Below are 20,135 nucleotides of genomic sequence, written 5' to 3' on the forward strand. Positions count from 1 at the left end.
ATTCTCCTGTTTAACTTTGTCAAAAACTTCTTCCCACCTAGGGAACTAGTTCACTGGATTATGTGCGTGTCGCAGCAGGTACGGTGAGTTTTCCTTGGCTAATTTATTAGGTACTCTTTGAGTTGTCATGAGGCATCATCTCTTCGGTTGAATTTGGGCAGAGTATTAATTAAGGTAAGATATTTAATTGAGGAGAAATCTCTCTCTAATTTAAAAATACTCAGTATTGTAAAGGCCAATTTGCTTCATCATAAATATTTTTAATAGTAATTTGTCCATCTATCAAAGCAGTAACCATTCTCCATTCATGAAGTTCTTTGTTAGCCACTTTTTCTAAATAAACATCCCAAATAATTGACATATTTTTTTCAACCAGTATCTTTTCAAGTGAATTTTTCTCAATTAACAAACCTGGGTTGTATCCTTCCAAAGCAACATCATAGCATATGATCTCATTATGACCATTGTACCAGTACCCTTCCTTATGTTGGGATAACCCCAATTCATTTACTATAAATTCACTTGGCATTAAGAAGCTAACAGAGTCAATAATTGATCTATCGTATCCTTTTTCCCATCGATATTCAAAAGTAGTTGTTTTAACTTCCGAACTTATGTCAAGATGCTCTCCCGCTTCAGAACGATACTCCTTATATGCTGGATGCCAATAAAATTCACTAGCAAAAATTTTATAATCTGATTCCCAGTGATTCTTGTAGGAATAATCGTGAACATTTTTACTCTCCGAATATTGGGTGGTTAGCTCTGTTGGTACTAACAATGCTGTAGTTTTGACAAACAACTCTTGCCTATTTTTATAATCTTCTTCATTTTTTTGTCGCAACCACTTAATATGAGAACTTAACAATATAAATTCTTTTCCATTCTGACTTGTGAAGAAAATATTATTGAGTTTAGGAATCTCTTTGAAATCATGCACCCATTTATCTAAATCAATTTCAGGGAGGTCATAAATATTTGAATAATAATTTTTGTTATTTTTGTTGGTCTGAGTAATTAATACAGTTGGATCAATGTCTCGTACAAATGGATTCCACGGTCCATTATAATCCATTTTTTTATATTTTCTCTTGCACCTTATACTAGTTTCGCTCTGATTTTCTTGGTATAATTCTTCTTCACTTTCACTTTCTAAACTCTGTATAGGAAGGGATTCTAAAGATTTTATCCAGTCAATTATATCAAAATCATTCAAATCAAAATCATCATCACTTTCTTCATGCCAACCATAATCAATTTCACTCATTGAGTAATTATCTGTTAATTTAGCTAAAAGTTCATGAAAAGCAATCCATTGATATTTTTTCCCAATTCTCTCATTAGAATGCTCATGTCTATCCGAACTTCCAACTTCATGAAAATCATATTTCCCATGAATTTCAACATTATAACCAAGCTCGAATACTCTTTGAGTTGCAATGTTACTTAGCTCTTGAGGGTCAAAATGTTCTTCCCAATTCGAAACAGCACTTTGAAATATATAACGACCGAAATCCCCATAGGCTCCAGTACCTCTCCCGTATTCAGTTGTCATAGAGTCTAATATATTCTTCTGAGCCCAATAATGATTTTTAAAGTCTTTTGATTCATAATCATAATCGTATTCATCTATTTCTTTAATAGTTGGTTTTTTGATATACCATTCACTCCTATAAGGAGGACTTGCCTTTTTGAGGTCAACATTAAGTTGTATCCCCGAATAAAGCGCATACTCTATAACACCCCTTGAATAGTCCCTGAGTAATATATGTGGATAAATATATTCTTTGTCAAAGATAGTACTGTAAATATAATTACAAAGATCCTCAAGATCCATTTTTTTTTCAGTTCTTAAGGCACATCCATATGCAACCGCAAAAAGTCTTTCATATACATAAGGATCATTGACCTTCTCAAACATTCTTAATACATCAACAAGCACGTTTATTCTGTTTCTAAGCAAACAAATCAATGCTTTTGTAGAATAATCTCTTAGTTTGCGATTTGGACTTACTAAGAACCAAGATATAGTCACAGCAGCCAATTTTACAGACTCATCAGAAATGTAGATTCTATTTTCCTCTGTCCAAGCCCAATCAATTAATCTTTTTATAGCAGAATTACCTGAGAATCGAGGACTTATATATTGCGTCCATTCAGCATCTCGATCAGCCAAGGAGAACTTCATCAGGTGTTCGTGTATCTTATAACCATTAAAAAAATGTTTAGGATTAGACGAAACTTGAAGAACTGTATCCCAAAAAGTTTCATATGTCCCTCTTCTCCTCAAGACATGTTCATTAATATAAGGAATAATATTTTCATTTATAGTATTTGTTTTTCTCCACAATAGTCCATTCACGAATGCATCAATCACTGGATAGTAAGATTTACAAAACGGAGCTATCTCGAAAAACTCCATTCCAATCTTTTCTGGAATTTGTATTGAAAATGCTTCAATAAGACCTTTATTTCTGTAACACGATGTTTCATCTTTTACTAATTCATTTAGATTCGGATTATCTCTAAAAGTTTCCATTGGATTTTCGATATTCAAATGTTTGTCAAGAAGAAAAGAAGCTGTAATGTGATCATCAAATCTTTCGTAAGCAAAATAAACACCATTAACATACTCATTAGAACTAACATAAAAGAGATTTAAAGTTAGTATTCCTTCATTTATTAGTTCGTTTAAAAACTGCCTCCACTTCTCTGTATATTCTTTAACCTCACTACATACAATTTCATTTGCCTCTTCAAATCGTAGGTATTGAGAATTCTTCTTCAATTTCTCAGCAATAATTGCCATTATGGCTTTTTGTACAAGATTGATATTATTCGAGTAGTCAAATCTATTAGGTTCACCTAATCGATTATTAACACTTATAAGAAAAAAATTCAAAATTTTTGATATCCCTTCAAAACCATCTGGTATATAATTCAGGCCAGCTTTAAATAGTCCTTGACAAAATAATTTCAAAAACAAAGGGTTTTGAAATTCAGGATGGAGCAATGGTATGCTGGGTTGCTGAATATTGTAGTTGTCAAAAAACATCTTGGAAGCTTCATATTCAACATCCGTGAACCCATAATGAGTCACTCTCACTGCTTCTTTTTCTGTAATTAAATCTAGGGGGAGAATTGCTTTTTCATAGGATGTTCGAATACTTAAAACTAATCCAAGCCATTTATATTTACTGATTGTTCTTATGAAACCTTTTACATGATCTTTCCAGAAATATTTTCCGCGGCCTTCATTTATTGCGTCAATGATAAATAATAACCTTACACCCATCGATTGAGCCTTCGAATTCAAGGCTCCAAGAAATTCTTCTTCATTCATATTCAATCGTAATTGATTATGTAATATTTGCGTCCAAGGATTTTGATCATCTATAAAATGTTGACCCAGTAAAAGAATAACAGGGTTACCGTCCGCATTTCTTTTTGTTGCAACATCTGCCAAAAGATGAGATTTCCCAATCCCCGCATCACCCTTTAAAATTAAAACTCCCGAATTAGCAATCAAAGCCGTAGGAGAATCCACAAAGTTTCGAAGCTGACCTATTGCAGTATGAACTTGCTTTAGATCATTAATTTCTGAACTAAATTTGTTATTTTCCGCATATCTATTTATTTCCTGTTTTTTTTCTCCTTTTTCTTTTAAATTTATTTTTTCAAATTTTTCGATACACTCCCAAATCAAATTATCAATTTCATTACAAGTATCATTAATCATTTCTAAATCAATATCTTCCATCTCATCGAAGTTTATACCGTAGTAATAATCGTTCAATTTTGTATAAATTTGCATTATTTCATTCTTTAATTCAATCAGACTTTCTTCTCTTACCAAGCTTATAGCTTTTTTCATTCTTTTTTGAAATTCGTTGTATACTTCATCCATCTGATTATTGAACCCACTACCTCTGGCAACACCATCAAAAACTTTCGCAATCTCTAACTCATAATTTAGTTCAGGAGTATATCTATGTCCCAAAGAATCTATATTTAGCTGTAATTTGTCACCAAACCACCGCTGAGAAAATTCTTCATCATTAAACCAAAATCTAACTTTTCCAGCATGCTTTTCTTGAGATAATCTTGCTAATAGTTCAGAACTTCCCCAATATTCAAACTCAATATTCCTACTTTGAATTTTTGCAAAATCACTCCATTCACTAATGTAGTCATTCCATTTATCCATGAACCATTTTTGATTGTCGATTCTTGGATCTTGTCTGTCTAATGGAATGCAGATATAGTATTTTGTTAGTTTTGGATGTTTCAAAAAAGCTGTTTTAAAAGATTTTTCTAGTTGTTTCCATTGGGAGTCTCCCATTGAATTAAAATACTTAGCTTGCCAACCATACTCTTCCCCATTTTCTAATTTACAATATGATTCTACACCTCCATCAGGTGCACCTACCCTAGTAAACGAGACTTTCCTATAAATATCTTCTTCTCGCGCAAGTTGACATATCAATTCTTCAAAGGCATTATTTTGAGAATTACTAAAGCTTCTTATGTTTAGCCAATTAAACTGTGACATTATACTACCTCCATCATAGAGAATGATATATTAATCTTAATTTTCTGTATGACCAGTTTAGTCATCAGTTCTTTTATTTTATTTTCTTCATTGTATGTATATATTCTTGTGTTTCTTCTAAAATAAAAGATGGTTTTAATTTAGTAACTGGTATATTGAATATTAAAGCATATTCTAATTCGAGTTGGACCCAAATCGACTTATCTATATATTCAGTATCTAATAATAAAAGATAGTCACTTGTACTTAGTTCATTAATAACATTTTCCTGCTTCTTAGAGCTATTTTTGTCTAGAAGTTCAATATATACATAAACATTTGTAAATCTCTCTAACTTCTCTTTTATAAGTTCTAAATTTTTTATATTAATTTCACTACTCCTAGTTGTATAACTAACGAAAATTTTTCTCACTAAAAAAACCCTTTCCAATATAAAAGATGAAATATTATATTAAGAATTAGCATGATAAAATAAATTAAGTGCGAAGCATTGAATATTGATTTTACTTTGCTCACTTTTTTTACTCTGTTAGGCTCAATAGTAAAACCACTTTTTATATTTTCTTTAATGATTAATTCTCTTTCATTTCTTTTTGATATATTTATAAATCTATTATCCATCAAACCTCTTAGCTTTTCTTGATAGTAATAAGTGTAGCTATCAATTAACCAAAAAGATAAAATAGAAAGATACATAATTATAACAATAGACCAATTCATAGTATCGTTGGATAATTTCAATATTGCAGGAATCAAAATACCGATAAATACTAAAAACATTTTTTTAATTTCTAAACTTTTCGTTGAAAAATTTAAAGTTGCATTATGTAGTTGATCAATAATTTTCCAATCAATTTCATCTTCTAGAGTTCTTTTGTATCTTAATCTATCCTCCTGTATACTATCATTTCGATTTTTGAAGTTATATTCCGTATTCATTCAAGTTCTCCTTTCATATATGTGTGCTTCCCACCAACCAATTCTCATGTTGCTAGAAACTTCTAATAAAAAAAAATATCCCTTCCAATGGAAATTATTGTACATTATTTTCATCATACTAAATTTAACATACGTACAGTATAACTTAAAATACGTTTGTCTAATTAGGGAGTTTTACAATCTGCCTACGTCCTATTTAAAGTAAAGTTTCGAAAAATATATTTTTTATTGGAGCACCAACTGCGAGAAAAGTTGTTTCAATAACAATATTCCTAACAAACTACATTCTTATTATACGACAGATTGTTAAACCAAGTGCGACAATCTGTCATATGAATCCCGAGAGGGGCTATCACTGTAGCCAGCAATACTTTATTCAGCACTTTCATCAACTATCATTTCACCTTCTTTGTTTATTTTCTGTAAGAAAAAAAAGCTCTTTCCTTACAACATCCAGGTTGGAAAGAGCTTTCGAAAGTAAATGTCTAGCCTGGTCGTTTATTGGTACACCTTGTTGTTAGAGGCGTAAGTCTTTCACAAGGTGGCTTTCGGATTTTTATAACACTAATCGGGGTTATACGGTAATGTTTTTAGTGCTTGTATATCTTCCCAACTGTACAGCCAATACTTGGGCTATGAATACCATGGACGTATAAGATAAACGAACTTTCGTTGTTCCTCGCAAATGAATTATGATTCACAATCAGTGAGTTAAGAATGTAAACCCAAACTTATCTAATAAATAATAAATCTCCTGTTTAGCTTCTGGGTGCTCCTCCACATACTTCTCAATTTTTAAATCATCAAATAGTTATAAAATTCATCATGCTCCATCACTGCCATAACATCTTCATCATATGCTGGCGGCTCTCCAATAAAACACACTTTCTGATCGCCAATGTACTCTCCCTCTTCTGGGCAACGTTAATCAATATTCTTTATTATTTTTATGATCATTCGAAAGTAAGTCTTTTGGATTCTGATAACACCAATCCGGGTCATACGGTAAAGATTTCAGTTTTTGTATGTCCTCCAAGCTGTATACCCAATCATTGTCCGCTATCCAAAAATAATCATCAGGATTGAGCTTGAGATATTCATGGATAAAGTTAAGTATTAACTCTTGATTACCATAGATATCTTCAATATGCCCAACCTGGCATAGGGATTCACTAGTATCTAAACCTAAATCTTCGTGATAATAAAATTCAGTACTCGAGCTACTTATGCTGTGAATATGGAAAATTAATGAGGATTCATTATCCCCTGTGAATGACTTACGGTTGATATTAAGCGTTGTATACAAAAACTCTCCTTCGTTTGTATACGTTTTGTTGTTATAGAAATAAAGAGCAGAGTCGGAATGAAAAGCTGCAACAATAGTATCAGCCAAGAGTTGCTCTGGAGAATATTTATCTTTGTTCGTTAAAATAACAGCTGAAGTACCCATATTTTACTTCAATACCCCCTTGAGTTCATCTAAAGAGTTCACAACAGTAACATCTTTAGATTTGATTAATTCCAATTTTATCAGATCATTCGGATGTGGATTAGTCAATGGCTTGTCAATATATAAAATGACCTTCTTCTGTTCATAGTTAAAGAAATCTTGGTGCTTTACATTCACGTATTTATCAAACTGTTCCACATCTGTGATAGCTTTCAATGATTTTTTAACTTCAATAATTTCATGTTTCGTTACTACGTCAAAATCCCCTGCAGGATTACCATCAGCCCTTTGAATTTTTTGGCTGAAGGCTGTAACTTCCTTACTTTCTCTTACAGCGTAAGCTGCTTTGGCTTCAGTTGCTTTTCCTGAGTCCTTACTGTTTAACAATTGATCAATGTCTCGATTAATATTTTTGGGATGCTGATCATCCCAATGCAGAACATTACCAGCTGGATTAGTATATTTCGTTTTGTTTCCTTCTTTAACTAAACTACCAACATTAGAAGACTGTCCGGTAACGCCGGCACCTTCCTTCTTACCATTTCCTTTCCTCGCTTCAGCCGCTTCCAAATTCTTTTTAATCTTTGCCACAGCCGGATCAGAAGCAGGTAAGCGAAACGGCCCTTTGCGTCCCGGCATACTTCCGCGAACCATCTGAAAAGCCATAAATATCTGGCTGAACTTCAGAGAAGTCAGCATTATCTGAGCATACTTATCGGATACAGGCTCACCTGTAAAAGGATGGATTCGATTTTCAAAAGCTTTAATCTGCAACGCATTGATATCTTCCCCCGGCTCTTCTACATGACCTGCTGCTTGCATCTTGTTGATATCCAAATGCCCTTGATCCTTCTCATAAGCTTGCAGAGATGCCTGATCGGGAACACCATTTTCGTTTACAGGCATCCACATCAGCCGACCATAGATATTGACTTGTGCCATCCGGTAGCCCTTATCACCCGAACTCGCATCACTTGCTGAACTCTTCATCATTGCTGCCGCCCCAACAGCACCAATAATACCGCCCAGACTCCCTTTCTCCGCATCTGCATTCTCAAACCGTGTCGCAATATCCTCTAACTCTTTCGAAGTATACACCATACTCTCCAGTGCTTTCTGTAGTACGGGACGCGACCGCTCAAAATCATCATAAAAGCGCTCCTGTGTCACACCCATCCACATGGCTTGAAGGAACATCATCTGCCTGGAGAGATTATCTTGAATATGCTCCAATTGCTGCCTCGCCTGATCCACCTGACTGGATACGTGATGTAACTGCTCAGGTGTTACTTTGATTGTACTCATCCGATTTCACCGCTTATTTTGTGTATGATATATCTATGTTAGCAGAAGTTTAATGGCAATTTCATCCGGCTAACTTCCTGATTTCAATTCATGAATCCACTCTCACAATGCGGAGTTTCCATACTGGGGTCCTACATCGGCTCCACATTCACTTCATTTCTTGTGTTAGCCCTTCTGCAACATCAATCCTATAGACCTTATGCATGCCTAATTTTTCGGTAGTGGTTAGCTTGTATATTTCAGGTTTTTCTGTAGGTTCTAGAACAGTCCACTGCCAATCTGATCCTGGGCCCGTTGTGATGGCCGCGATCTCTTTCGCATCCAGATCTAGCGGGATCGTTTTCTTAACAGATTGATCAGAGACCTCTTTTACAATTAAATTTACCTGATTATTTCGCTGGGACATGTTGATTATCTCCAGATTGTACTCGTACTTCTGATCCGATGTGCGGCTGACAGGATCACTTTCTACTCGCTCTGGTTTCACTGAATGTTCTAATGCATTTATAAACGCTGGAGTACAGAACATTAATATCAAAATGAATACCCCGCCATAGATCATGGTACTTACACTTAAGGAAGAGTGCCATTTCCTTATTAAAATTACTACTGAAATCATATTAATCATGAGCGATGGTATACCACAAAGAAGCATGATCGGCATGCCGACCAAATCGAGTGATTTTTGAAAATTAGAAGTAGCACCAACTAAAAACCAAATAAATATGGCTAGATTAACGAGAACCGCAGCACCCCAAATCCATTTGATCCAACACGACACACACTCACCTCCACATTCTCCAGCATTCCATCCTTTTCTTTCGCTTCACTCTCATGAAAAATGCTTTCCAGTATGTAAATCTTCTATTTCTACTGAGAACCTTTTCTGTAGTGCCATCCATTCAAAAAAAGGAAGAACTTTTTGATTTGTTCAATATCACTATGTCCCTGAAGCTATCTTTCCACATGAGTAGACACTTCATCTCCGAAGAATACATGTCCTAGAAACTCTTGATTAAACTCCATATGCTCAATATATCGATCATTAAATTCCGGAAACAGTTTTAGAAATTGACTTATTAAGATATCTTTCTCCATCCATCATTCTCCTTACTTATACATTTTGTCTCATCTGGTAGTATCATTCCTTCCAATCAATAACTCTACTTCATCCGATAATTGTCTGGTTCGTTCACCCATATATTTTTGAGCTTCTTTAAATATAGTGATGTCATCACCAATTCTTGTTAAAATGGTTGTGGTTAGAACTTGTCTACTATAGAGATCCGCTTCCTTCGCTATATCCTCGAAAAATGCAAAATATTTAACAGCCTTACTGTTGAATGCTTCCAACTTCAATTGATTAATTACTTCACTAGTGACATGATCGCCGAAAAAAACATGGGCTAGCTCCTCATTGTATTCTGAGATATGTTCTTGATAGGCCGCTTCAAACTCGGGGAATACTTCTAAAAACAATCTAGATATTTCACTTTTATGTGCCATCTCATTTTCTCTCTAAGTTACTTCTTTAACAAAGCCAACGCCTCATCAAACATCTCATTTGGACTTACAGCTTTGCACTGCAATATAACATTTTTGCAAACCTGCTTCTGCTGCTCGCTTAATTTGTCCGCCACCTTTTCAAACAATAGAAATGACTGCAGCCTTACTTCCAAACTCGTATCTCCAATCAATGCCACAATGATCTCGATATGAGGCTCATAATGCATTTCTTCCATTGCGTATAGCAGAGTGCCCCTGCTCCTTCTCAACTGAGCGTTGGACAGAGCCTCAATTAGCGGATAAACCGCTCTATTGTCTCCAATGTCTTTTAGTGCGATCGCCACTTGATTTCTGACAAGAGCATTCTTGGCTTCGGTCAAAATATCAATTAGAAACTCAACTGAAGATTGATCTCTTTTTTCTCCCAGCTCAGCAATCCGAGTCATTGCTTCCTCGAACCTCTCTGCATCTAATAAATCCTTGATAGTAGTGTGTATTGGATACAACCTCCCTTATAAAAATTCTATTACGAATCGAATCCATTTATAGTAGTTCAATGTTGTGGTTCCAATAGTCCATATAAAATGTAATATTGGATCTGATATTTAACTTTTTCCAATCCTTTTTATCAATCGGAAAGGTTTCTTTGCCAAAAACTGTTGATTCAATGTTCACATAAAAGTCCTGTTAGAAAAATATCGCCCAAGTAATTATCCCTAATTGTATTTTTGATTCGATCCAAAGACATACACTAACCTCTAAGGGGACTCCATACTAATAAGTGTAAAATATCAAAAAAAGCCACAAAAATTGCGACTTTTTTGATTTCTTATTCACATCTTCACTTAATTTTCATGGTCGATTTAACCTTACTCAATCCGTATAACATTTTTTCATTCATCAGATAAATTAAAGATTCAATTTCTACTTTTGCTCTATAGTTTTCTGGATTCTTTACGAACATTTCATTGGTTTCATTTAATATAACCACTTCAAATTCACTTTCTTTAATTATAAAATGATCAGTTAATTCTAACTTATCTCCAACGAGAGAATGAGTTAGAAAGTTAACTATATCTTGAATTGAGTATTCCTCAACCTCAATATCTATAAAGGATACTAAGGTATGAATAGCGCCATTTTCATTACTCTCATAGAATTTTATTTTATTAAACATATTCAATAAGACACGCTCCTAATTTTTTTTGGATAGGCACTTCAGATATCTCCTAATCACCCTACAAGATGGTCGTAATTCAACTTATAGATGGTGAACAGGAATTGATTTCTTTAATTTCTATATAAAGTTATATGTCAAAAGAGCCACAAGGAGTTTATAATCTCACTTGTGGCTAAATTAGTTTGTTTAATATTTCTTTGTTCTAGCTTTTAGCTATTCTTGGAAACTTATTTCCAAAATATTCGTCAGATAGTTCCCCTTCAATGGTGTACTCAATGTCATAATAATATTCCGCGATCTCTGTCTTAGGGTGAAGTAATTCAAGACAAACTCTAAAGAAAGGATAAAGTCTATTTCGGTCATTGATTATTAACTCAATACATTTGTACTCCACGATAAGATCTTTTAATTTTAGGCCATCAGGTAAATGATCATCTTCTTCTTTTAAATAATTATTTTGACAATTATCAATCATTTCTTTGAAGAATATAATTGAATTTTCCTTTAGTTTTTCAAAATGATACGCCTCATTGAAATATTTTTGTAGATCATTTAGGTCCATATAACCCCTCCTATTTTCCAGTTTTGAGGTAATCAAAGATCAGACTTCCTTTTTCATCCATTCTGCCGTATACTCTCACGTGATTTGGAGCTTTAGCCACTTTTAATTTAACAATGTATAAATTTCCCTTATGAGTTATCTGCTCAGCCTGTGATAGGAGGATAATACCGTTATCTCCAAATCTAGCATTAGCCACCCCTTTTTGCATTGCTCTAGCGAACTGCTGATTTAAACCTAGTTTTCTTAGAGCATCAAAGGTAGGCCTTGCTATCCAACGAGATGAGGGAAGAAGTAATGAAGATGATCCGCTGATCCCAAGTGAGCTATCCACTCGTCCAGACAAAAAACTACCGGCTACTGCGGTCCATGCCACCTTAACATCATAACTATCTTGTCCGCTTTCATAAGCTGACAACAACTGTCCTTTAGCCATATTCGCATAAAATGGAGAATTAATAAACGCACCGCTAGTTTGAGTTAATTGTGCATAGAGATTGGCAAATTTAACACCTTTATCACCATAGACCTTAGTAAAGACTTTGTTTAGGCTAGACTTGTAAGATTTATCCCCCTTCATTGCTGCATCCAACATTTTTTCAATTTCATAATACGTCGATGTTTTACGATGCCCACTCGGATCCACATATTTCAACGGATTGTTATGAACATAAGAATACAGATTCAGACTCAGCGGATCATTCAGTTCACCTTCATACGTATCTTCACCGATGAAACGGGCCATGCCTGGGTCGTACCAGCGAGCTCTCAAGTATTGCAGACCTACGGTGTCATCCCAGTATTCTCCTGCGTATCGAAGTACATTCGGTACCGTTTCTTCTTTGGTTAACGGTCCGCCCCAGATATCGTACGTGTAACTGTTCAGAACTTCGCCTGCATCGTCTACAAGACCTACGACATCTCTATGTCCGTTCAACTGGTAGTATTCCAGTTTGCCTGTCTTTTTGTCTTGCCAGGCCCATAGCTGCCCATACAAGTCATAGATATAAACGTAAGTAAGCTCTGCTTTTCCAGACGATACTACAGCCTCAGCCATCAGTTTGGCTTCTTCGTCATAGTAATAACGTATCGTTTGCTCGCCTTCGGTACGCTCGTACAACAATCCATCGCCGTTATAGCTATAGTTTACGGTTTTACCCTCTCCAGTGGCTTTAACCTCTTTATCTCATCAACAAAAAAAACTTGAGGGACAATAAATCCCCCAAGTTTTCATTGAATTTACTCAGTTGCTGTCTTCATCAGTAAAATAGTAGACCATTTCAATGCAATTGAGTTCTAATGAAAATGCGAACGGGCTACTTTGAGAGTTTTCCCCGAGACTTCAGTAGTGATTTTATAGAAATACAATCTATATTCTCACAACCTGTCGAGAAGGGGTATTAAAGTCGTTCTATTCGTACAATATTCCATTTGAATTTATTAAGTTATATTCTAATTCCAAAAACTCTATATCAGGAGTATTACTCTGGTCATATCCTCCTTTTTTTAGAGCTTCTAAGAGTGTATATAATACTTTCTTCCACTCGGCTCTAAATGATTGTATCGAACAATAAAGAGGGTCAGTAGCATTCAATATATCTTCAGTGTGTCCAAGAACGCTATTCCACCTAGCATTAATCGTCAAATTATTATTTCCCCAATTAAGGTCCCAAATATTAGAAAATGTATTAGAACCCCAATGTATTATCATTGTACCTGAATCTTCTGTACGCAGAGAGTTTAACATATCTATAATATCATGAATCATACAGCTTAAATCATATTTGTAACTAAGCGGAATGTGGATTGTTTTCCACACTATTATTGCATTCTCAGTTAACATAGGAAATACAGTTTCTATTGCGTCACAGAGAGTCTCATCGTTCTCATCATACACTTTTAGACTATTCGGAGCACTTGATTGAATCCAAAAATCCATTTTATTATCCTCCTTTAATTATGGCATCGGATACCCATGCCAAGTTCCTGTTCCATTATTTCGGAGCCACATTTTTGTCGCACGGACAATGCTTCCATCTGGCATGTGAACAACTGATTTTGAGAACTTAGGAAGATCAAAAAAATTACTTTCCCCAGGCTTAAGAGTGTTTGCCATTTTGGCTGCATAATCAATGTCATACTTATCCCACTGGCCTTGGGGTTTTCCAGTACTTTTTGCTCTAGCAGGGCCTTCTTTCCACTTAACTCCATGTTTCTTTGTACCATTAACTGCTGCCTCGGGTCTAACATTTGTGGATTTAGGAGATGTGACGTTTGAACTGCTAGACGGTTTAGACGGCTTGGATGGTTTAGAAGAAGGACTGCTACCTCCTCTACCTCCACCGCCACCCATGCTTCCTCCTGGAACTGTTCGTCCCCCACGGGAACTGCCACTACCACTTTCCAAACCTAAATGAGCATTATTAGCTGGTCTTTTTGATTCTCCACTCGGATCCACATATTTCAACGGATTGTTATGAACATAAGAATACAGATTCAGACTCAGCGGATCATTCAGTTCACCTTCATAAGTATCTTCACCGATGAAACGGGCCATACCTGGGTCGTACCAGCGAGCTCTCAAGTATTGCAGCCCTACCGTATCATCCCAATATTCTCCTGCGTATCGAAGTACATTCGGTACCGTTTCTTCTCTCGTTAACGGTCCACCCCAGATATCGTAAGTGTAACTGTTCAGAACTTCGCCTGCATCGTCTACAAGACCTACGACATCTCCATGTCCGTTCAACTGGTAATATTCCAGTTTGCCCGTCTTTTTGTCCTGACGAGCCTATAGCTGACCATACAAATCATAGATATAAACGTAAGTAAGCTCTGCTTTTCCTGATGTTACTATAGCCTCAGCCATCAGTTTGGCTTCTTCATCATAGTAATACCGAATGGTTTGCTCGCCTTCGGTACGTTCGTACAACAATCCATCGCCGTTATAACTATAGGTTACGGTTTTACCTTCTCCGGTAGCTTTAACCATACGATTCTGACTGTCATACGTATACTGTGCATCCTTTAAACTGTATATCTTTCCACCAAGTTGTTGAGACAGGGATTTACTAAATTTCTTACAATGATAAAAGGGTCGTGAACAATGTATTCTAAGTATATTTATATTTAAATAGTATTTCTATATAAGATCATTTGGAATCTGGATATACTGATCTTTTTAACCCTATTACGCTATTAAAATTACCATTCTTATCATAAAGCAAGCTATAAACCATTGCTAAAAAAAACATGCTTCTCCATTTTAAACCTCAAACATACTTCAAATCCTCTACTATGACATAAAAAAGAAGGGAATTCCTTGGAATTCCCCAATGATTAAAACTAGTTATAATTTGCAAATCAACAACATAAATCATAATATTTAAGTGAAACTTATACTCTTCTCTATGAAAAATATTTCCCTGAATGCAGATCTTCTATTTCTTGAGACAGCTTTTTAGTATATGGCTTCATATAACGCTTCGCTTGCTCCAAAACATGTATATCACCACCAATATTATACAATATTGTAGTGGATAATACTTGCACAATATAAATTTCCGTTTGAGTAGCCATCCATTCAAAAAAAATGAAAAACTTCTCAATTTGTTTTATATCACTATTTTCACGAAGCAAATCTTCAACATGTTTAGATACTTCATCACCAAAAAACACATGTGCTAGAAACTCTTGATTAAAATCTAAGTGCTCTATATAACAATCATGAAATTCAGGGAACAATTTCAGAAAATGATTTACTAAAATGTCATTTTCCATTTGCCATCCTCCTATTTTGCATTCAAAGCCTTTTTCAAATCATTGTAAATCGCATTTGCAAGAGCATAATCATTCTCATCCAATTTACCAGAAGCCATAATCTTCTGTAGATTTCTTAGTCTCTCTTTAGCTTTATTGATATGATCTGTCTGTCCCAGCGATAAACCATATCTAATTTGTTTCCTAACAAAATCAGCTGTACCACCATTACCTATAAAACCTGGTTTCTCAGGTCTCCATAGCTGATTAATTACCTCTTTTAATTTCGGATTCTGGGCAGAGTCCTTCAGAAGTTCTCCAATATGACCCGTTTTTTTACTAGAGAGTAAAGTTGAAAACTCAATTGCTCTTTCTATTTCCCTACCTGATGATGAGGCAAGTTTATAAAACAACTTTCCACCTTTTACAAACTTAGATATAGGTATAAAGTTAGCAGCAGCAAGGGTTTTACTGAAAGTTGAAGCATTTGCATCACGAATTGTGTTGATATCATCCACAATCATAAAATTCGCTACTGCCATAGATGCTTTTAGCGTACCAGAGTAAAACTCATTCCAGCAAGTTTTTATACCAACATTCGTACAATGATTTATAATCTGACGATTTGTGTAGCCCGTGCCTGTAGGAAAAAGTCTATGCCCACTCGGATCCACATATTTCAACGGATTGTTGTGAACATACGAATACAGATTCAAACTCAGTGGATCGTTGAGTTCCCCTTCATACGTATCCTCACCGATGAAACGGGCCATGCCTGGGTCGTACCAGCGAGCTCTCAAGTATTGCAGACCTACGGTGTCATCCCAGTATTCTCCTGCGTATCGAAGTACATTCGGTACCGTTTCTTCTTTGGTTAACGGTCCGCCCCAGATATCGTATGTGTAACTGTTTAGAACTTCGCCTGCATCGTCCACAAGGCCAACAACGTCACCATGTCCGTTCAACTGGTAGTACTCCAGTTTGCCCGTCTTTTTGTCCTGACGAGCCCATAGCTGCCCATACAAGTCATAGATATAAACGTAAGCAAGCTCTGATTTTCCTGATGTTACTACAGCCTCAGCCATCAGTTTGGCTTCTTCGTCATAGTAATACCGAATGGTTTGCTCGCCTTCGGTACGCTCGTACAACAATCCATCGCCGTTATAGCTACAGCTTACGGTTTTACCTTCTCCGGTAGCTTTAACCATACGATTCTGACTGTCATACGTATACTGTGCATCCTTCAGACCGTATATTTTTCCGCTTCCGGTACTGTATCGGTTACCGTTCTGGTCATAGGTGTACGTTTCTTTTTGCGTGCCCGTTTCAGTCTGAATCCGGCTCAATTCATCATAAGTGTATTGATCCGTTTTTCCGTTTTGGGTACGGGTCGTCATGTTTTTGTTACCGTCGTACTCATAGCTAAACTGTTGAACTGCGGAAGTCCCTTGAGAGATCGTAACCCCTGAAAGGTCATATCCGTTAAATTGGTAGCTCGTACTGAGCCCTTTACCAAATGATAGTTTTTCCAGTAAGCTATTCGGTTTGTAACTGAACGTCATACGATCTACCGGTGTTGTTCCCGATGAAGCAAGAGCAGAGGCTCCTCCTGTACCCGAGGTAATATCCATGGAAGTGACCCGATTCATCGCATCGAGCTCGCCGTGAATACGCAGGGCTTGTCCCTTTACATCGGTCAACGTGTATCCCAGACGTTGCTGTGTATTATTTTCATAACTCAACTGTGTTCCGTCTGGAAATGTTAATCCGTCCAACATTCCATCTGATTGCTGATAGCTGTACGTCGTTTTACCATGGTCGTCGGTCATGGAGGTTCTGCGCCCAACAGCATCATACGTATACGATACACTCGTATCTGGTGCCTTCATGCTTGTGAGCATGTCGTCACTGTTGTACGTGTATTCGGTGACTTTTCCAAGTCGATCCTGCTTTTTGATCAGATTGCTTCGTTTATCATAGTAGTAACTGGTTGCAGAGCCATCCTGAATAGGGGGAGTCTGTTTAATCAGCCTGCCCAGTTCATCATACTGTTTGGTAACCGTCTGACCATTCGCTGATACGACCTGAGTCGTCTGACCTTGATAGCTGTAGAAATACCGGCTTGTCTCTTGCTTCGGTGTTGTTGCCGTTGCAATTTGACCAATAGCATCATACGTATACGTTGTCCGTTCGCCGTTACCATCAATGGATGTCGTCACATTACTATCCAGATCATACTCTTTCTGTTGCAGTGGAACGTATGCACCGTTCTGATATTCTTCCATCACTGTCACGCGGCCCAGTACATCTCTTGTTTCACGGGTTTTGTTGCCAGCGGCATCTTCATACGTTACCGTTCGATCTACAGCGTTATACGCTGTGTTAGCTGTGGTCGTATCCGGGTATTGAGTCTTGGTTGTTCGGCCCAACGCATCTACGACGAATCGGGTTACATTTCCTTCAGCATCTTCAACCGCAGTGACATTTCCTTCACGATCGTAGGCATACTTATAGGTAGCCTCTGCCGTCTGTTCTTCTGCCAGAAGACCTAACGGATTATACCGCTCTTTGGTAACCATACCGTCCGGGGCGGTGTTGGTAATTATATTTCTCACATCATCATAGGTAGTGACTGATTTTGTGCCATCCGCATGGGTGACTTGAAGAACCCGTCCGGCTTGGTCATACTGATACGTTTCTTCTTCACCGGAAGCATCGGTTACTTTTTTCAGTTCACTAGCACCATTATATTCATATGAATCAACGTAAGGAGTTGCCTTCCCGGCAATATCATTGACAATGGTTGATTTCGATTGAACTAGATGTCCCGCATTCGCATCATAACTCAGCGTCACCACGCGGTCTTTAGCCAGATAACCGCCTTTATCCGTTGTCGTGACAACTCTGCCTTTCGCGTCGAGTTTGATCTCGGAGTCGGATAATATCTGTCCTCCGTATCCGTTTTTGGTTACACTTCGTAATACAGATCCTTGTCCATTATAAGTCGTTTCCGTGTATCTTTCTAACCTGTCATTAATCTTAGTCGTAGTACGAATAGGTTGGATCCAAAAGTACGGAGACTTCCCGGTTTCATAGGCATAAGTCGTTTCTTGTCCCGTACTTTGCTTTTCGGAAGTAACCATTCCGTTCGTATCATAAGTCACCGTAGTAGTCAGTTTATCTCCTGTACGACCACTTTCGCTAGTCCATTCGGATTGTTCTGTCGGCAGATTCCGATTATTTTGGCTATCGTACTTGTACTCTGTGTTATAGACGACATCATCTGCACTTAATTCATGCTTGTCCACCCGGATTAAATCCGGCTGTGCAGCTGCACCGAATGATTTGGAGAACTTCCATGTATCCACCGTATTTCCTGATTTCACTTCGGTCGTCCATGAAGCGGATTGACCGTATGACTCCAGATCCTCTCCAGAGTATTCGAAATTAACTTTGTCCAGATCACCTTTGCCATCTGTTGAACTAAAATGACTTTTACGCTCTCTTACTTTGTATACAAAATGTACGGAAGACGTTCCAACCTGTTTCAAAGCCGGTATGTACGCATAATCTGTTATCGCTGAGGATGGGCTTGTAATACGCGACAGCAGCGCCGTATGCATCACACCATGTGCACTCTGATTTTGTTGAAGCTCCGGTAAAAAGTTGAATTTGGATTCCGGATAATAATACGTATAGGTCGTTGTTCGATCCAGCGCATCCGTAAACTCTCTCAGAATACGAATATCTCCGTCCTCACGCTGTGTATAGGTCACTTTCCGATCCGTTCCAGCAAGCTGAATAGTCATTTTCAGATCGCTATACGTAAATGTCAGCGCTTGACCTTCGCTATTTTCGATACGAGAGATAACACGGTTACCATTTGAATTCGTATATATGAAATTCACCGTGTTTCGGTAGGCATCCGTAATCTGCAACAATTCTCCCGTTTGTGTGAACAAATACTCGTACCCGTTGCGGATGGACAAACGATAACTGCTGGCTACTCCATCCACCGTTACAGTCGCATCTCTTTTCAGTGAAATGTCATTCCACACATAACCTACTAGTTCCAAATTTGCGTTTAAACGATAATAGCCCACACCTGGAACATAAATGTACTGGTTCTCACCACGTTGTTCCATAAAAGGTAGATCCCAACGCCAGCCCTGCCCAAGGCCCGCAGCTGTTTCTTTACGCGGTGTTACCGCATTAGAATACGTTTGAGTCGCTGCGTCATACTCCACACCAAGCTGTCCATTCGCTCTAGCTGTATCATAAATACGTGTCAGTTCGAAGGGAATCAAACCCGGAAGGGACAGATCGGCACTTTGAATCGTCATCTCCCCTGTAGCGGTTGAGATGGACTCAGCTCCATAAGACGTCATATACCGGGATGCTTCATCCCGAAGATCGACATGATCAAGCCCTGTTTGATCCACGGTTGTTCCTGTACCTGGAACTTCATCGTCAACGGCAAGGATTGAAAATGGTTTGAGCTGAGATGAATCCGACGGTGTAGATGAGGAAGGGCGTAGCCCCTCCATTGTAAGCGGTTCGCTGATTTTCTGGGTTTGAAGCCAGTTCTCGGCAGCCGCACCGCCTGAGCGATCTGTCTGTAACGCCTTATACAACTGATACAAGGAGTAACCTTGATCCAGTTTCGCTCTGATCCATTCCTTTTGAATACCAAACTGCTCTTGTAAACTATGAATTGTAATATAGGTAGCAGAAGGAAGAGTATCTCTTCCTTCTGACGACGATGCCGCCGCAGCCTGCCCTTCATACGCAAAAGAGCCAAGCCCACTAAAAACTAATATCGCACATAACCATATCAATGTTATTTTCTTAAACACTTCATCACCTCAACCTAGTATTAACAATC

Annotated in this window: 15 protein-coding genes and 1 pseudogene; all 16 read right to left on the reverse strand. The window is 37.3% G+C overall.

Translation table 11 applies throughout. The annotated features are described in order from the left end of the window. Positions 1–220: 220 nt before the first annotated feature. Positions 221–4,552, reverse strand: coding sequence for an AVAST type 2 anti-phage system protein Avs2 (gene avs2 / locus BLQ13_RS18050; protein WP_090922622.1), 4,332 nt, complete (start codon positions 4,550–4,552; stop codon positions 221–223). Positions 4,553–4,625: 73 nt separating this feature from the next. Then, on the reverse strand, positions 4,626–4,964 hold the full coding sequence (locus BLQ13_RS18055) for a hypothetical protein (RefSeq protein ID WP_090922623.1): 339 nt from the start codon (positions 4,962–4,964) through the stop codon (positions 4,626–4,628). Continuing rightward, entirely contained in the window at positions 4,964–5,491 is a 528-nt protein-coding gene (locus tag BLQ13_RS18060) for a hypothetical protein (RefSeq protein WP_090922625.1), read from the reverse strand. The genes BLQ13_RS18055 and BLQ13_RS18060 overlap by 1 nt, the downstream gene beginning before the upstream one ends. A gap of 928 nt (positions 5,492–6,419) precedes the next feature. After that, positions 6,420–6,941, reverse strand: a complete 522-nt coding sequence (locus tag BLQ13_RS18065) for a hypothetical protein (protein WP_090922627.1) — start codon at positions 6,939–6,941, stop codon at positions 6,420–6,422. Between the two features lie 3 nt (positions 6,942–6,944). Continuing rightward, positions 6,945–8,246: a WXG100 family type VII secretion target gene (locus BLQ13_RS18070; RefSeq protein WP_090922629.1), complete on the reverse strand. Its 1,302-nt coding sequence runs from the start codon at positions 8,244–8,246 to the stop codon at positions 6,945–6,947. A 148-nt stretch (positions 8,247–8,394) separates the two neighbouring features. Beyond that, positions 8,395–9,027, reverse strand: coding sequence for a hypothetical protein (locus BLQ13_RS18075; protein WP_090922631.1), 633 nt, complete (start codon positions 9,025–9,027; stop codon positions 8,395–8,397). A gap of 347 nt (positions 9,028–9,374) precedes the next feature. Continuing rightward, the gene (locus tag BLQ13_RS18080) at positions 9,375–9,752 is read right to left on the reverse strand and encodes a DUF7674 family protein (protein WP_090922633.1); all 378 of its coding nucleotides are present in this window, start codon (positions 9,750–9,752) and stop codon (positions 9,375–9,377) included. Positions 9,753–9,769: 17 nt separating this feature from the next. Further along, on the reverse strand, positions 9,770–10,198 hold the full coding sequence (locus BLQ13_RS18085; protein ID WP_139168918.1) for a HEAT repeat domain-containing protein: 429 nt from the start codon (positions 10,196–10,198) through the stop codon (positions 9,770–9,772). A 395-nt stretch (positions 10,199–10,593) separates the two neighbouring features. Next, positions 10,594–10,935: a hypothetical protein gene (locus tag BLQ13_RS18090; RefSeq protein ID WP_090922637.1), complete on the reverse strand. Its 342-nt coding sequence runs from the start codon at positions 10,933–10,935 to the stop codon at positions 10,594–10,596. A gap of 199 nt (positions 10,936–11,134) precedes the next feature. Then, a complete protein-coding gene (locus BLQ13_RS18095; RefSeq protein ID WP_090922639.1) occupies positions 11,135–11,494 on the reverse strand; it encodes a hypothetical protein in 360 nt (119 codons plus the stop codon). Positions 11,495–11,504: 10 nt separating this feature from the next. Further along, a pseudogene (locus tag BLQ13_RS18100) lies at positions 11,505–12,635 on the reverse strand (RHS repeat-associated core domain-containing protein); the annotation flags it as partial. 267 nt (positions 12,636–12,902) lie between these two features. Further along, positions 12,903–13,430 (reverse strand): hypothetical protein, encoded by a 528-nt coding sequence (locus BLQ13_RS18105; RefSeq protein WP_090922643.1) that lies wholly within the window; start codon positions 13,428–13,430, stop codon positions 12,903–12,905. An 18-nt stretch (positions 13,431–13,448) separates the two neighbouring features. After that, positions 13,449–14,240 (reverse strand): RHS repeat-associated core domain-containing protein, encoded by a 792-nt coding sequence (locus BLQ13_RS18110; RefSeq protein WP_244159362.1) that lies wholly within the window; start codon positions 14,238–14,240, stop codon positions 13,449–13,451. Positions 14,241–14,282: 42 nt separating this feature from the next. After that, on the reverse strand, positions 14,283–14,618 hold the full coding sequence (locus BLQ13_RS29245; protein WP_476739422.1) for a hypothetical protein: 336 nt from the start codon (positions 14,616–14,618) through the stop codon (positions 14,283–14,285). Positions 14,619–14,899: 281 nt separating this feature from the next. Next, the gene (locus BLQ13_RS18120) at positions 14,900–15,271 is read right to left on the reverse strand and encodes a DUF7674 family protein (RefSeq protein WP_090922650.1); all 372 of its coding nucleotides are present in this window, start codon (positions 15,269–15,271) and stop codon (positions 14,900–14,902) included. An 11-nt stretch (positions 15,272–15,282) separates the two neighbouring features. Next, complete coding sequence (locus BLQ13_RS18125) at positions 15,283–20,106, reverse strand: RHS repeat-associated core domain-containing protein (RefSeq protein ID WP_090922652.1); 4,824 nt, start codon at positions 20,104–20,106, stop codon at positions 15,283–15,285. Positions 20,107–20,135 lie beyond the last annotated feature (29 nt).

This window comes from Paenibacillus polysaccharolyticus, assembly GCF_900102085.1.
Taxonomy (GTDB): domain Bacteria; phylum Bacillota; class Bacilli; order Paenibacillales; family Paenibacillaceae; genus Paenibacillus; species Paenibacillus polysaccharolyticus.

What these genes read in the sequence shown, in the direction of transcription:
- BLQ13_RS18120 (WP_090922650.1), bottom strand. Translation starts at nt 15,271, where the DNA reads ATGGAAAATGACATTTTAGTAAATCATTTTCTGAAATTGTTCCCTGAA.
- BLQ13_RS18105 (WP_090922643.1), bottom strand. Translation starts at nt 13,430, where the DNA reads ATGGATTTTTGGATTCAATCAAGTGCTCCGAATAGTCTAAAAGTGTAT.
- BLQ13_RS18065 (WP_090922627.1), bottom strand. Translation starts at nt 6,941, where the DNA reads ATGGGTACTTCAGCTGTTATTTTAACGAACAAAGATAAATATTCTCCA.
- BLQ13_RS18095 (WP_090922639.1), bottom strand. Translation starts at nt 11,494, where the DNA reads ATGGACCTAAATGATCTACAAAAATATTTCAATGAGGCGTATCATTTT.
- BLQ13_RS18060 (WP_090922625.1), bottom strand. Translation starts at nt 5,491, where the DNA reads ATGAATACGGAATATAACTTCAAAAATCGAAATGATAGTATACAGGAG.
- BLQ13_RS18080 (WP_090922633.1), bottom strand. Translation starts at nt 9,752, where the DNA reads ATGGCACATAAAAGTGAAATATCTAGATTGTTTTTAGAAGTATTCCCC.
- BLQ13_RS18070 (WP_090922629.1), bottom strand. Translation starts at nt 8,246, where the DNA reads ATGAGTACAATCAAAGTAACACCTGAGCAGTTACATCACGTATCCAGT.
- BLQ13_RS18085 (WP_139168918.1), bottom strand. Translation starts at nt 10,198, where the DNA reads ATGACTCGGATTGCTGAGCTGGGAGAAAAAAGAGATCAATCTTCAGTT.
- avs2 (WP_090922622.1), bottom strand. Translation starts at nt 4,552, where the DNA reads ATGTCACAGTTTAATTGGCTAAACATAAGAAGCTTTAGTAATTCTCAA.